Origin of the sequence: Nocardioides sp. CPCC 205120, from assembly GCF_048654585.1 — a bacterium.
In the GTDB taxonomy this organism is placed as follows: Bacteria; Actinomycetota; Actinomycetes; order Propionibacteriales; family Nocardioidaceae; genus Nocardioides.
This window is the reverse complement of sequence record NZ_JBMCYY010000002.1, coordinates 803739-816905: the sequence shown is the minus strand read 5'-3', so window position 1 is coordinate 816905 and position 13167 is coordinate 803739. Positions and strand designations below refer to the sequence as shown.

Annotated in this window: 17 protein-coding genes; 11 read left to right on the top strand and 6 right to left on the bottom strand. The window is 73.0% G+C overall.

All coding sequences use genetic code 11. The features are described from left to right. Positions 1–78: 78 nt before the first annotated feature. Positions 79–519, top strand: a complete 441-nt coding sequence (locus tag ACOACO_RS14895) for a DUF2550 domain-containing protein (RefSeq protein ID WP_420297050.1) — start codon at positions 79–81, stop codon at positions 517–519. Positions 520–526: 7 nt separating this feature from the next. Continuing rightward, the gene (locus tag ACOACO_RS14890) at positions 527–823 is read left to right on the top strand and encodes a SelT/SelW/SelH family protein (protein ID WP_420297049.1); all 297 of its coding nucleotides are present in this window, start codon (positions 527–529) and stop codon (positions 821–823) included. A gap of 47 nt (positions 824–870) precedes the next feature. Here ACOACO_RS14890 and ACOACO_RS14885 read toward each other — a convergent pair whose 3' ends face one another. Next, the gene (locus tag ACOACO_RS14885; protein WP_420297048.1) at positions 871–1446 is read right to left on the bottom strand and encodes a cob(I)yrinic acid a,c-diamide adenosyltransferase; all 576 of its coding nucleotides are present in this window, start codon (positions 1444–1446) and stop codon (positions 871–873) included. A gap of 219 nt (positions 1447–1665) precedes the next feature. On the opposite strand from ACOACO_RS14885, the gene ACOACO_RS14880 reads away from it, so the two are divergent. Both ACOACO_RS14880 and ACOACO_RS14875 read left to right on the top strand, forming a co-directional pair. Continuing rightward, positions 1666–2019: an STAS domain-containing protein gene (locus ACOACO_RS14880; RefSeq protein WP_420297047.1), complete on the top strand. Its 354-nt coding sequence runs from the start codon at positions 1666–1668 to the stop codon at positions 2017–2019. Between the two features lie 64 nt (positions 2020–2083). After that, positions 2084–4147: a protein meaA gene (locus tag ACOACO_RS14875; RefSeq protein WP_420297046.1), complete on the top strand. Its 2064-nt coding sequence runs from the start codon at positions 2084–2086 to the stop codon at positions 4145–4147. Between the two features lie 34 nt (positions 4148–4181). Here the strand turns inward: ACOACO_RS14875 and ACOACO_RS14870 are convergent, their stop codons facing one another. Continuing rightward, on the bottom strand, positions 4182–4541 hold the full coding sequence (locus ACOACO_RS14870) for a hypothetical protein (protein ID WP_420297045.1): 360 nt from the start codon (positions 4539–4541) through the stop codon (positions 4182–4184). A 110-nt stretch (positions 4542–4651) separates the two neighbouring features. Between ACOACO_RS14870 and ACOACO_RS14865 the strand changes: the two genes are divergently transcribed. From ACOACO_RS14865 to ACOACO_RS14855, 3 genes are all read left to right on the top strand, one after another. After that, positions 4652–4840 carry a hypothetical protein gene (locus ACOACO_RS14865; RefSeq protein ID WP_420297044.1) on the top strand — a complete coding sequence of 63 codons (189 nt, stop codon included), beginning with the start codon at positions 4652–4654 and terminating at the stop codon, positions 4838–4840. 64 nt (positions 4841–4904) lie between these two features. Next, the gene (locus tag ACOACO_RS14860; protein ID WP_420297043.1) at positions 4905–5429 is read left to right on the top strand and encodes a ferritin; all 525 of its coding nucleotides are present in this window, start codon (positions 4905–4907) and stop codon (positions 5427–5429) included. A 13-nt stretch (positions 5430–5442) separates the two neighbouring features. Beyond that, positions 5443–6396, top strand: coding sequence for an FAD-dependent oxidoreductase (locus ACOACO_RS14855; RefSeq protein WP_420297042.1), 954 nt, complete (start codon positions 5443–5445; stop codon positions 6394–6396). Here the strand turns inward: ACOACO_RS14855 and ACOACO_RS14850 are convergent. The 3 genes from ACOACO_RS14850 to nucS are packed head-to-tail and all read right to left on the bottom strand — an operon-like array spanning position 6365 to position 7834. After that, a complete protein-coding gene (locus tag ACOACO_RS14850) occupies positions 6365–6706 on the bottom strand; it encodes a DUF952 domain-containing protein (protein WP_420297041.1) in 342 nt (113 codons plus the stop codon). The two genes, ACOACO_RS14855 and ACOACO_RS14850, sit on opposite strands and share 32 nt — an antisense overlap. A gap of 2 nt (positions 6707–6708) precedes the next feature. Then, complete coding sequence (locus ACOACO_RS14845) at positions 6709–7149, bottom strand: WapI family immunity protein (RefSeq protein ID WP_420297040.1); 441 nt, start codon at positions 7147–7149, stop codon at positions 6709–6711. A 10-nt stretch (positions 7150–7159) separates the two neighbouring features. After that, positions 7160–7834, bottom strand: coding sequence for an endonuclease NucS (nucS, locus tag ACOACO_RS14840; RefSeq protein ID WP_420297039.1), 675 nt, complete (start codon positions 7832–7834; stop codon positions 7160–7162). 69 nt (positions 7835–7903) lie between these two features. Here nucS and ACOACO_RS14835 point away from each other — a divergent pair, with 69 nt between their 5' ends. The 4 genes from ACOACO_RS14835 (at position 7904) to ACOACO_RS14820 (ending at position 12564) form a co-directional block, all read left to right on the top strand. Next, on the top strand, positions 7904–9481 hold the full coding sequence (locus ACOACO_RS14835; protein ID WP_420297038.1) for an alanine/glycine:cation symporter family protein: 1578 nt from the start codon (positions 7904–7906) through the stop codon (positions 9479–9481). An 87-nt stretch (positions 9482–9568) separates the two neighbouring features. Further along, positions 9569–10789, top strand: coding sequence for a 3-hydroxyacyl-CoA dehydrogenase NAD-binding domain-containing protein (locus tag ACOACO_RS14830; protein WP_420297037.1), 1221 nt, complete (start codon positions 9569–9571; stop codon positions 10787–10789). Positions 10790–10925: 136 nt separating this feature from the next. After that, positions 10926–11741, top strand: a complete 816-nt coding sequence (locus ACOACO_RS14825; protein WP_420297036.1) for an endo alpha-1,4 polygalactosaminidase — start codon at positions 10926–10928, stop codon at positions 11739–11741. Positions 11742–11751: 10 nt separating this feature from the next. Beyond that, positions 11752–12564, top strand: coding sequence for an alpha/beta hydrolase (locus ACOACO_RS14820; protein WP_420297035.1), 813 nt, complete (start codon positions 11752–11754; stop codon positions 12562–12564). A gap of 34 nt (positions 12565–12598) precedes the next feature. On the opposite strand, the gene ACOACO_RS14815 is transcribed toward ACOACO_RS14820, so the two are convergent. Further along, positions 12599–13132, bottom strand: coding sequence for a CGNR zinc finger domain-containing protein (locus ACOACO_RS14815; RefSeq protein WP_420297034.1), 534 nt, complete (start codon positions 13130–13132; stop codon positions 12599–12601). Positions 13133–13167 lie beyond the last annotated feature (35 nt).

Genomic DNA, 13167 nt, shown 5'->3' with positions numbered 1-13167 from the left:
GCGGGCCGGGCAGTAGCATGCGGACACCGCACGGCCCGTCGGGTCGCCGCGGTTCCCCCACCCCCGAGGAGGACGCGGATGCCGTGGTGGCAGTGGCTGCTCGACGGCCTCGCCGTCCTCGTCGCGCTGCTGGTCCTCTACGGCATCGGTCTCGTCGTGCGACGACGGCTCCTGTCCCGCGACGGCGGCACCTTCGAGCTGAGCGTGCGCCTGCGCACCTCGAACCCGGGCCACGGCTGGGTCCTCGGCCTGGGTCGCTACCAGGGCGGCCGGCTCGAGTGGTTCCGGATCTTCTCGCTCTCCCCGCGACCGAAGCGCGTCTGGGGTCGCTCCGAGCTGCAGTACGTCGGTCGCCGCGCGCCGGTGGCGGGGGAGAGCTCGTCGCTCTACGCCGACCACGTCGTCGTGGAGTGCACGACACCCCAGGGCCCCGTCGAGCTGGCGCTCGGGTCGGCCTCGCTCATGGGCCTGCAGGCGTGGCTCGAGGCCGCGCCGCCCGGTACCGCCGAGCACATCTGAGCCGCCCGTGAGCGCCCGCGTCCGCATCACCTACTGCACCCGTTGCAACTGGCTCCTCCGGGCGAGCTGGTACGCCGGCGAGCTGCTGCAGACGTTCGCCGACGAGCTCGACGAGGTCGCGCTCGCGCCCGCCACCGGCGGTGCCTTCCGGGTGGAGGTCGAGGTCGACGGCGTGCCCCACCCGGTGTGGGACCGGAGCACGGACGGCGGCTTCCCCGAGATCACCGAGCTGAAGCGGCGGGTCCGCGACCTCGCGGCGCCCGAGCGCGGCCTCGGGCACGCCGACCGCGCCCGCGACGCCTGAGCGGCGCCCCCGCGACGATCCCCGCGCCGCGATGCCGGGCCTGCGCCTCAGTCGCGCTCGCCGCCCGGCACCCACAGCACGTCGCCGTTCTCGCGGTTCGCGTGCCGGGCCAGGATGAAGAGCAGGTCGGAGAGCCGGTTGAGGTACTTGATGGCCTCGACGTTCATGGAGTCGCCGTGCTGCTCGTGCGCCGCCCAGGCGGCGCGCTCCGCCCGTCGTACGACGGTGCGCGCGACGTGGAGGTGCGCGGCCCCCGGCGTACCGCCGTTGAGGATGAAGGAGCGCAGCTTCGGCAGGTGCTCGTTGTAGGCGTCGCACCACGCCTCGAGGCGGTCGACGTAGTCGGGCTCCACGCGCAGCGGGGGGTATTCCGGGTCGGGGAGGACGGGGGTGGAGAAGTCGGCGCCGACGTCGAAGAGGTCGTTCTGCACCCGGGTGAGCACGGCGACGACGTCGGGCTCGAGGTCGCCGACGGCCAGGGCGACGCCGATGTGCGCGTTCGCCTCGTCGACGTCGGCGTACGCCTCCAGCCGGAGGTCGGTCTTCGTCGTCTCGCTCATGTCGCCGAGCCGCGTGGTGCCGGCGTCGCCGGTGCGGGTGTAGATGCGCGTCAGGTTGACCATGCGTCCACCCTAGGGCTGACGCGGCGGGCCGCAGGGTCCGTGGCGGTCAGCCGAAAGTCGGATGCGCCGCCGCCGCGGCCCGTGACAGCGTGGAGCACGGACCTCGAGAGGCGCCGCGAGGTGCCGGGGGACGTCCGCGGGGGATGCAACCGATCCGCCCGCCACGGCGTCACAACGGGGGACGGCGATCCGGCGGCGGCCGGGGAACGGGGGATCGGGATGGACGAGCGGGGCAGGACCGCCGGGCGCAGGCGCGCCGGCAACCACGTGGAGATCGTGGGCACGGGCCCACGGCTGGAGCTGGTGGGCGACTTCGACGTGCGGAGCACCGGACGGGTGCGCAGCGCCATCGACGAGGCGCTGGTGCACCACGACCGCGTCGTCGTCGACCTGGCCGGCGTCGAGAACGTCGACCTGACTGCGCTGCGGGTGCTGGCCGCGGCAGGCCGACGGGCGGCCCGCGACGGTCACCACGTGCTCGTGGCGTCGCCGCAGCCGGGGGTCCGTCGCCTCATGCACCTGTCCCACCTGGCCCGCCTCATGGAGGTCGAGAGCGTCGCCAGCTCGGCCTGAGGGCGTGTCGTGTGGGCCACACATCGTGGTTACCTGTCAGTCACTTTCGTCATACTCTGCCCCCATGACCAACTCCCCGCAGAGCGCTGTCGACGCCGCCGCCGCTCCCACTCCCGCCGCTGTTCCGGAGCGTCCGGCGAAGGACCGCCCGTGGGTGATGCGGACGTACGCGGGCCACTCCACCGCGGAGGCCTCGAACGCGCTGTACCGCGGCAACCTGGAGAAGGGCCAGACGGGTCTGTCGGTCGCGTTCGACCTGCCGACGCAGACCGGCTACGACCCCGACAGCCCGCTCTCGCGCGGTGAGGTCGGCAAGGTGGGTGTGCCGGTGCCGCACCTGGGGGAGATGCGCAAGCTGTTCGACGCGATCCCGCTGACGGGGATGAACACGTCGATGACGATCAACGCGACCGCCATGTGGCTGCTGGCGATGTACCAGGTCGCCGCGGAGGAGCAGAACCCCGACCTGTCGCCGGAGGAGGTGGCGGGCCAGCTCGCGGGCACGACGCAGAACGACATCATCAAGGAGTACCTGTCGCGGGGCACCTACGTGTTCCCGCCCGAGCACTCCCTGCGCCTGATCAGCGACATGATCGCCTACACGGTCCACCAGATCCCGAAGTGGAACCCGATCAACATCTGCAGCTACCACCTGCAGGAGGCCGGTGCGACGCCGACGCAGGAGCTGGCCTACTCCCTGTGCACCGCCATCGCCGTGCTCGACGCGGTGAAGGCCTCGGGCCAGGTCGACGAGGCCGACTTCGAGAAGGTCGTGGGCCGCATCTCGTTCTTCGTCAACGCGGGCGTGCGCTTCGTCGAGGAGATGTGCAAGATGCGGGCGTTCGTCCAGCTGTGGGACGAGATCACCCGCGAGCGGTACGGCGTGACGGACGCCAAGATGCGCCGCTTCCGCTACGGGGTGCAGGTCAACAGCCTGGGGCTGACGGAGTCGCAGCCGGAGAACAACGTGCAGCGCATCGTGCTGGAGATGCTCGCGGTGACCCTGAGCAAGGACGCCCGGGCCCGCGCGGTGCAGCTGCCGGCGTGGAACGAGGCGCTGGGCCTGCCGCGGCCCTGGGACCAGCAGTGGTCGCTGCGGCTGCAGCAGGTGCTGGCCTACGAGTCGGACCTGCTGGAGTACGGCGACATCTTCGACGGCAGCCACGTGGTCGAGGCGAAGGTGGCCGAGCTCGTGGAGAGCGCGAAGGCCGAGATCGACCGGGTGCAGGCGATGGGCGGCGCGATCGCGGCGGTGGAGTCGGGCTACATGAAGCAGGCCCTGGTGTCCTCGCACGCGGCGCGCCGGGCCCGCATCGAGCGGGGCGAGGAGATCATCGTCGGGGTCAACAAGTTCCAGAGCACCGAGCCCTCGCCGCTGACCGCCGACCTCGACGGTGCGATCCAGACCGCCGACCCCGAGGCCGAGGCCGCGGCCATCGCCTCGGTCGAGGCGTGGAAGGCCGAGCGCGACGAGAAGGCCGTGGCCGAGGCGCTGGCGCGGCTGGCCGCGGACGCCAAGACCGACACCAACCTGATGCACGCCACCCTGGCCGCGGCCCGTGCGGGCGCGACGACGGGGGAGTGGGCCGGCACGCTGCGCGAGGTCTTCGGCGAGTTCCGCGCCCCGACGGGCGTCTCGGGCGCGGTGGGCGTGGCCGAGGCGGGCGCCGAGCTCACCGCCGTGCGCGAGCGCGTCACCGCGACGAGCGACGAGCTGGGCGGTCGGCTGCGGCTGCTGGTGGGCAAGCCCGGGCTGGACGGGCACTCCAACGGTGCCGAGCAGGTCGCGGTGCGGGCCCGTGACGCCGGGTTCGAGGTCGTCTACCAGGGCATCCGGCTCACCCCGGAGCAGATCGTGTCCGCCGCGGTGGCCGAGGACGTGCACTGCGTCGGGCTCTCGATCCTGTCGGGCTCGCACATGGAGCTGGTGCCCGACGTGCTCGAGGGCCTGCGGGCCGCGGGTGCCGACGACATCCCGGTGATCGTCGGCGGGATCATCCCCGACTCCGACGCCCGCCGCCTGCGCGAGCTGGGCGTGGCCGCGGTCTACACCCCCAAGGACTTCGGCCTCACCGAGATCATGGGCGGCATCGTCGACGTCATCCGCGCGGCCAACGGCCTCGCCTGAGTCCCACGGCCGGGCGCCGCAGCGCCCGGCCCGCTCAGCGGCGCGCGCGCCGTACCAGGGTGAGGGCGAAGCAGGTCAGCGCACCGGCGAGCAGCACGAGCCCGAGCGCGACCAGCGCGTTGCCCACCTGCGCGGAGACGTAGAGCTTGAGCACGCCCACGTCGCCCTCGCCCTCGCCGTCGCCGAAGGTCGAGTGCGTCAGGGCGTCCGGCACGGCGCTGACGAGCATCGACGTCAGGCCCATGACGAGCAGCACGATGCCGGCCGCCGTGGTGCCCTGGCCGCTCGGGCGCTGCGCGGGAGGGGCCGCGTACCGCTGCGGGGCCTGCGGGCCCTGCGGGGTCTGCGACGGGTACGCCGGGTTCCGCGGCGGCTCGGGCGGGTGGCTGCTCATGGCGGGCCACCTTCCCGGCCGGGGGACACCGGCAAACGTGGCCGGGCCCCTCGTGCGGCTCCGGTCACACAGGTAAGGCGAACCTTCGTCGTTCCCGTACGATCGGCCACGTGGGCAAGTCGAAGGGGAAGAAGCTCCCCAAGCTGAAGTGCTGCGAGTCGAAGTCGAAGTGCGGCCGCTGCCCCCTGCGCATGCTCAAGGAGGGCACGCTGCCGGACGGCTACACCGTCAAGCACCGCCACCTCGTGCGCGTCGACGGCAAGAAGGTCTCCAAGAAGAAGCTGGAGAAGGCTGCCTGAGCACCCGCCGCGGCGCGGCTCTGCCACAATCACCGCAGCCGTCGCCCGTGACCGAGGAGTGCCCATGCCCGCCGCCCGCTTCGCCGAGCAGCTCAACGCCCAGATCGGCAACGAGCTGGCCGCCCACAACCAGTACCTGGCCTGCGCCGTCTACTACGACGCGCTGACCATGCCCCAGATGGCCGCCTTCTTCTACGGCCAGGCGGTCGAGGAGCGCGACCACGCGATGATGATGGTCAAGTACCTCCTCGACACCGACGCCGCCGTGACCATCCCCGGTGTCGGCGCGCCGATCTCCACCTTCGACGACATCGTCGCCCCCGTCGCCCTCGCCCTGGCGCAGGAGAAGAAGGTGACCGAGCAGATCAACGCCCTGCTGCGCACCGCCCGCGAGGAGAGCGACTTCGCCTCCGAGCAGTTCATGCAGTGGTTCATCAAGGAGCAGGTCGAGGAGGTCGCCACCATGAGCGACCTGCTCACCGTCGTGACGCGCAGCAGGGACGACGTCAACGACATCGAGGAGTACGTCGCGCGCGAGCAGCGCTCGGAGGCCGCCGACCCGACCGCGCCGCCGGTCGCGGGCGCGTGAGCAGGGCCGTCCGATGAGCCGCGTGATCGTCGTCGGTGCCGGGGTCGTGGGCCTCTCGGCGGCGGTCCGCCTGCTCGAGGACGGCCACCGGGTCGACGTCGTCGCCCGCGACCTGCCGCTCGAGACCACGTCCGCGGTGGCCGGGGCGATCTGGTACCCCTACCTCGCCTTCCCCCGCACCCGGGTGGGCGACTGGGGGCGCACGACCTACGCCGTCCTCGACGCCATCGCCGACACCGACCCCGACGCCGGCGTCGTCCTGCGCGAGGGCACCGAGGTCTTCCGCGCGCCGACGCCCGACCCGTGGTGGGCGGACGGCGGGCCGGCGCTGGCCCGCGAGACCGCGCTGCCCGACGGGTACGTCGACGGGTGGACCTTCCGGACGCCGCTCGTCGAGATGCCGGTCTACCTGCGCTGGCTGGCCGGGCGGGTCGAGGCGCTGGGCGGCACCATCACCCGCATGAACCTCTCGGCGCTGCCGAGCTCGGCCGACGTCGTCGTCAACTGCACCGGCATCGGCGCGCGCCTGCTCGCCTCCGACCGCACCGTGGTGCCCAACCGCGGCCAGGTCGTGGTCGTCGAGCAGTTCGGGCTCGACCGGTGGTGGCTCGACGCCTCGGGCGACGACCCCACCTACGTGCTGCCCCGCAGCCACGACGTCGTGGTCGGCGGCACCGACCTGGAGGGCGAGTGGAGCCGCACCCCGTCGCCCGAGGTCGCGGCGGGGATCCTGGCCCGCGCCGCGCGCCTCGTCCCGGGCCTGCGCGACGCCCGGGTGCTGCGCCACAAGGTCGGGCTCCGGCCGCTGCGTCCCGCCGTACGTGTGGAGCGGGTGGGCGACGTCGTCCACTGCTACGGCCACGGGGGTGCCGGCGTGACGCTGTCGTGGGGGTGCGCCGACGAGGTGGCGCGACTCGTGGGCGCGCCCGGCCCCGTCAGCCCGCCGCTGGAGGCTCGCCGGGCCTGACCGGCTCGACCGCGCCCACCGCGGTGGTGGGGAGCTCGCCGTACACGTGGGGGTAGGTGTCGTCCCCGACCGGGTCCTCGCGCCACGGCACGCCGAGCTCGTCGAGGCGGTCGGTGTCGACGACGAGCAGCACGAGCGGCTCGGTGACGTCGCCGTAGTAGCGCTCCAGGACGCCGGCGACCTGCTCGGCGCGGGCGGCGTGCAGGAAGCCCTCCTGCTCGAGGCTGCGTCCGCGGGTCGAGGTGGTGTACGAGCCGGTGGCCCGGGCCCGCTCCCAGTCGGCGGCCGTGGCGACGTGGTGGATCAGCATGCTCAGCGCTCCGGGTGGTCGGCGAGGTGGTGCTCCCACGCGTCGGCGGCGGCGCGCAGGTCGGGCGACGGTACGACGAGCCCCACCGTCGTCGGCGCGTCGGGGGAGCGCGGGTCCCGCACCCGCGCCTCGAGCGCGGCGCTCCCGCCGGCCTGGCGCGACAGGCGGAACGCCAGCGTCGGCTCGGTGAACGTGAGGCTCGCCCAGCCCCGGCCGTCCGCGACCGCGCGGAGCCACTCGACGATGCTCCGGGCCTCGGTGGTGGTCAGGCAGGGCTCGGTGACCTCCCGGACGCCCGTGCCGGTGCTGACGACGGCGTGGACCACCAGCCAGTTGGCGTCGGGGTCGTAGGACTCCGCCGTGCTCGTCGCCTCGGGGAACGCGTAGCCGCGCACCGTCAGCTCGAGGCCGCGGCCGGCGGGGTCGAGGAGGCGCAGCGTCACGGCCGGGACCTCAGAAGAGCCGGTCCTCGGCGTCGTCCATGCCGCGCAGCGCGTCGTAGTCGACCACCGCGCACGTGATGCCGCGGTCGGTGGCGAGCACGCGGGCTTGCGGCTTGATCTCCTGCGCGGCGAAGATGCCGCGCACGGGACGCAGCGCCGGGTCGCGGTTCAGCAGCTCGAGGTAGCGGGTGAGCTGCTCGACGCCGTCGATCTCGCCGCGGCGCTTGATCTCGACCGCCACCGAGGCGCCCACGGCGTCGCGGCACATGAGGTCGACCGGCCCGATGGCGGTGGGGTACTCCCGCCGTACCAGCGTGAGGCCGTCGGCCAGGGTGGCCGGGTGCTCGGCGAGCAGCGCCTGCAGGTGCTTCTCGACGCCGTCCTTCTGCAGGCCGGGGTCGACGCCCAGGTCGTGGCTGGAGTCGGAGAGGACCTCGGCGATGAGGATGCGCAGGGTGTCGTCGCCCTTGCTGGTGACCACCCACTCGACGGCGCCGTCCTCGGTGGTGCCCTCGACGAGGCGGCACGGCGGGCTCATCCAGTTCAGCGGCTTGTAGGAGCCCCCGTCGGAGTGCACGAGCACCGAGCCGTCGGCCTTCACCATGATCACCCGCGTGGCCATCGGGAGGTGCGCGGTCAGGCGCCCGGCGTAGTCCACCTGGCAACGAGCGACGACGAGTCTCACGGGGTGGCAACCTACCCGAGCCCCGCCCCGGATTGACCGGCCCCACCGTCTCCGGTTGGGTGTGGGCGCATGACCCACGTCACTCACAACCCTCCCGGTCCCGCGGCGGCCGACCTCGCCGCGGAACCGACCCAGTCCGGCTGGCTCGGAGACCTCGAGCAGGCCATCAGCGACGGCTTCGACCCCATCGCCTCCGCCGTCAGCGGCGTGATCTTCTACGCCCCCACCATCGGTGGCGTCACCTTCCCCCTCATCGTGCTCTGGCTGGTCGTGGCGGCCGCCGTCTTCACGGTCTACTTCCGCGGCATCCAGTTCCGCAGCCTGGGCACCTCGATCGGGCTCGTGCGCGGCAAGTTCTCGCGCGAGACGGACCCCGGCGAGGTCACCCACTTCCAGGCCCTGTCGTCGGCGGTCTCGGGCACCGTCGGGCTCGGCAACATCGCCGGCGTCGGCGCCGCGGTCACGCTCGGCGGCCCGGGGGCCACGCTCTGGATGATCATCGCCGGCCTGCTCGGCATGTGCACGAAGTTCGTCGAGTGCACCCTCGGTGTCCGCTACCGCGAGATCCACGAGGACGGGACCGTCACCGGCGGCCCCTTCCGCTACCTGCCCGTCGCCTTCGCCCGCTTCGGCCGGGTGCCCACCCGCATCCTCACGCTCGTCTTCGCGGTCGCGCTGTTCTTCTTCGGCGTCGTCGGCGGCAACATGTTCCAGGCCAACCAGACCTTCGCGCAGGCCCGCGAGGTCACCGGTGGCGAGGACGGGTTCCTCGGCACCGCGGGTGCCGCCCTCGGCTTCGGCGTCGTGCTGGCCCTCCTCGTCGGCGCCGTCATCATCGGCGGCATCCAGTCCATCGGCCGGGTGACCGGTCGTCTCGTCCCGGCCATGGCGCTCGTCTACATCGTGGCCTGCCTGCTCGTCATCGGTGTGAACATCGACCACGTCCCGGCCGCGATCGAGGCGATCGTCGTCGGTGCGTTCCGGCCCGAGGGCGTGGCGGGTGGCGCCGTGGGCGTGCTTATCATCGGCTTCCAGCGGGCCGCGTTCTCCAACGAGGCCGGGGTGGGCTCCGCCCCGATCGCGCACTCCGCGGCGAAGACCCGCCACCCCGTCAGCGAGGGCTTCGTCGCCCTGCTCGAGCCCTTCATCGACACGGTGGTCATCTGCACGATGACGGCGCTGACCATCGTCATCGCGGACACCGCGTACTACTCCGAGCAGCGGGGCGTCGTCGCGGACGGTGGTCCGGCGCCCGACGGCGTGGTCGTCACCTCCGACGCGTTCGAGACCTTCCTGCCGTGGTTCCCCATCGTGCTCGCCGTCGCCGTCGCGCTCTTCGCGTTCTCCACCCTCATCACGTGGGCCTACTACTCGATGAAGGCGTGGACCGAGATCTTCGGGCGCAGCACGCGCAGCGAGAACGTCTTCAAGGTCGTGTTCTGCCTCTTCACCGTGGTGGGCGTGGTCATCTCGTTCGGCTCGGTCATCGACTTCGCCGACTCGATGCTGTTCATGTGCGCCATCGTCAACCTGCTGGCCTGCTACCTCCTGCTGCCCGTGGTGCGCAAGGAGCTCGCCGACTACCGCCGGGGCCGGCGCGACGGGACGATCACGGAGGTGCCGCCGGACGAGCGGGCCACCGCCTGAGCCCGCGGGACGTCGACGCGAACGTCGACGTGACGCCGCCCACAAAGGGACTTACCGGCCAGTAGGTTTCGTGTCATCATCGCGGCCATGACCTCACACAGCGAGCAGATCAGCGCCACCCTGGTCTACCCGTACCTGAACCACGCCGTGCGGATGTACGAGTCCGGCTACGCCACCCGCGGCGACGTGGACGCGGGCATGCGGTTCGGCTGCGGCTACCCCGTCGGGCCGCTGCAGGCCCTCGACGAGATCGGTCTCGACGTCGTGCGCGACGCCCTGGCCGCGCGGTACGCCGAGAGCGGGGACCACCTGCACCAGCCCGCCGAGCTCCTGGAGAAGCTCGTCGCCGAGGGTCGCACCGGCCGGGGCGTCGGGCGCGGTCTCTACACCTGGGCCGACGGGGCCGTCGTCGCCGACGAGGAGACCCCGTCGTCCGACGACGCCCCCCGGCTGCGCCACGAGGTGCGGACGGTGGGCGTCGTCGGCACCGGCACCATGGCCGCCGGCATCGTCGAGGTCTTCGCCAAGGCCGGCCACGAGGTGACGTACGTCGGGCGCAGCGACGACAAGCTCGCCGGCGTCGTCGCCTCGATCACGAAGAACCAGGACCGGGCGATCGCCAAGGGCCGGGGCGACGAGGCCACGAAGGCGGCGGTCCTCGGTCGTCTGCACGGCGCCACCTCGCGCGAGGCCCTCGCGGAGGTGGACCTCGTCGTGGAGGCGATCGCGGAGGACCTGGCGGTGAAGACCGAGCTCTTCGCCGACCTCGACCGGATCTGCAAGCCGGGCGCCATCCTCGCGACGACCACGTCCTCGCTGCCGATCGCGCGGTGCGCCGACGCCACCTCGCGCCCCGAGGCCGTGATCGGCATGCACTTCTTCAACCCGGCGCCGGTCATGAAGCTCGTGGAGGTCGTGACCACGGAGCGCACCGCCCCCGAGGTGGACGAGACCGTGCGCGCGCTGTGCGCCCGGGTCGGCAAGGTGGCCGTGTCGTGCGGCGACCGCGCCGGCTTCATCGTCAACGCGCTGCTGTTCCCCTACCTCAACGACGCGGCGCTGCTCGCCGAGCAGGGGACGCACTCGCTGGTCGAGATCGACGCGGCGATCAAGGAGCAGGTCGGCCTGCCGATGGGCCCCTTCGAGCTGCTCGACGTGGTGGGCAACGACGTGTCGCTGGCCATCCAGCAGGAGCTGCACCGCGAGTTCGGCGAGCCCGGCCTCGCGCCGGCGCGCACGCTCGAGGAGGCGGTGGCCGAGGGCCGCCTCGGCCGCAAGACCGGCGCGGGGTTCCACGACTACTCCTGACGGGTTCCCCGACACTGCCCGGCAGCCGGGCCCGGCGCCGCGTGCTTCACTGACGCGCGGCACCGGGACCGGCCCGGCCGGGCGGGAGGACACGATGGGCGCGCGACGGGTCGGGCGGGCACGACGAGGGGGCGTCGTGCTGGCCGCCCCGGTGGCCTGCCTGGTCCTGGTCCTGGTTCTCGGCGGCTGCGGGACGGGCGACCCGGGCGCGGCGGACGACGGGGACGCGACGGGCGACCCGGGCGCGGCGGACGGCGTCACGCTCCCCCCGGCCGGGGCGCGCTGGGACTACCAGATCGGCGGCCCGCGGGACGTGCCCGCCGACGTCGCCGTCGTGGAGCGCGACCGCGCGGCCGAGCCGCTCGCGGGCGTCTACAACCTCTGCTACGTCAACGCGTTCCAGGCCCAGCCGGGCGAGGAGGACACGTGGGCGGGCGGCGACCTGCTCCTCGTGGACGACGCGGGCGAGCCGGTCGTCGACGAGGACTGGGACGAGGCGCTGCTCGACACCTCGACGCCCGAGAGGCGGGCGGCGCTCGTCGAGGTGGTGCGCCCGTGGATCGAGGGCTGCGCCGCGGACGGCTTCGACGCCGTCGAGCTCGACAACCTCGACTCCTTCCTGCGCTCCGACGGGCTGCTGACGCTCGAGGACGCGGCGGCCTACGCCGCGCTGCTCGTGGACGTCGCCCACGGGGCCGGGCTCGCCGCGGCGCAGAAGAACCTGGGGGAGTACGACGGCACCGCCGTCGGCTTCGACCTGGCGGTGGTCGAGGAGTGCGGCGCGTACGACGAGTGCGGGGCCTACGCCGCGTCGTACGGGGACCGCGTGCTCGTCGTGGAGTACACCGACGAGGGCCTGGCGACGGCGTGCGCCGGCTGGGGCGACGAGCTGTCGGTGGTGCGCCGCGACCTCGACCTCGCCCCCGACGGCGAGCGCGCGTGGTGCGACTAGCCTTCTCGACGTGGCCCAGAAGATCCGAGCGAACTCCGTCCTCCCGGCGCGCCGCGAGGCGCTGACGCTGCACACGGCCGACGGGCTCGCGCTCGTGGGCGAGCTGGCGCTGCCGGAGGACCGCGACCCGGTCGCGACGATCATCTGCCTGCACCCGCTGCCCACCCACGGCGGGATGATGGACAGCCACGTCTTCCGCAAGGCCGCCTTCCGCCTGCCCGCGCTGGCCGGCGTCGCCGTGCTGCGCTACAACTCGCGCGGCACGTGGAGCGAGCAGGGCACGAGCGAGGGCACCTTCGACAACGGGGTGGGGGAGCGCTTCGACGTCGCGGCCGCCATCGAGTACGCCGAGTTCGCCGACCTGCCGGAGGTCTGGCTCGTCGGTTGGTCCTTCGGGACGGACGTGACCCTCATGCACGGGCTCGACCCGCACGTGCGCGGCGCCGTGCTCCTCAGCCCCCCGCTGCGCTACTCGCTCCCCGAGCACCTCGAGGCGTGGGCGACGTCGGACAAGCCGCTGACGGCGCTCGTGCCGGAGCACGACGACTACCTGCGCCCCGACGAGGCGCGCGAGCGGTTCTCCGTGGTGCCGCAGGCGGAGGTCGTCGGCGTGGAGGGGGCCAAGCACCTGTGGGTCGGCGACGCCGAGCGCGTCCTCGACGAGGTCGTCGCCCGGGTCGCGCCCGGTGTGGACGTCCCGCTGCCGCGGGAGTGGGGCGGGCCGATGACGAGCGCCGACACGAGCGCCTACAACGCGCACAACCTCGCGGCGTACGCCGACGTGCCGGTGCCCGGGCCGGCCCAGCGCTCCGCGGAGGACTGAGGGCGGGACGGGCCGGGGAGCGGGCGGGGAGGACTCAGCCGCTCTGGCGGGCCCGGTAGGCGGCCACCGCCGTGCGGTTGCCGCACGTGGTCGAGCAGAACTTGCGGGACCGGTTGCGCGACAGGTCGAGCACGATGCCCGCGCAGTCGTCGGCCGCGCAGAGGCTGAGGCGCGACATCTCGTCGGAGCGGATGACGTCGACCATGGCCATGGCGGTCTCGACCGCGATGCGCTCGGCGAACGGACGGCCGGGATCGATGGCGTGGAGGTGCCAGTCCCAGCCGTCGTGGCGCGCGAGCTGGGGGAGCGCCCCGGCCTCGGCCAGCATCTCGTTCACGATGGTGACGGCGTCGTCGCGTGTGCTCGTCAGCAGGGTGCGCAGGCGCGGGCGCAGGTCGCGCACCTCCTCCAGCTCCGCGCGGGTGCGGTCGTGGCGGCCGGCGTACTCGAACCCCGCGAAGAACTCGTCGAGGTCCGCGACCGTCGTCATCGTGTCGGGCGGCTCGGCGCTGTTGACCAGCGCGACGGCCGATCCGAGCGAGACCTCGGTGTCATGCGTGAAAAGCATTTTGACACCTTACCAAGCGAGGTCTACCGTCATGA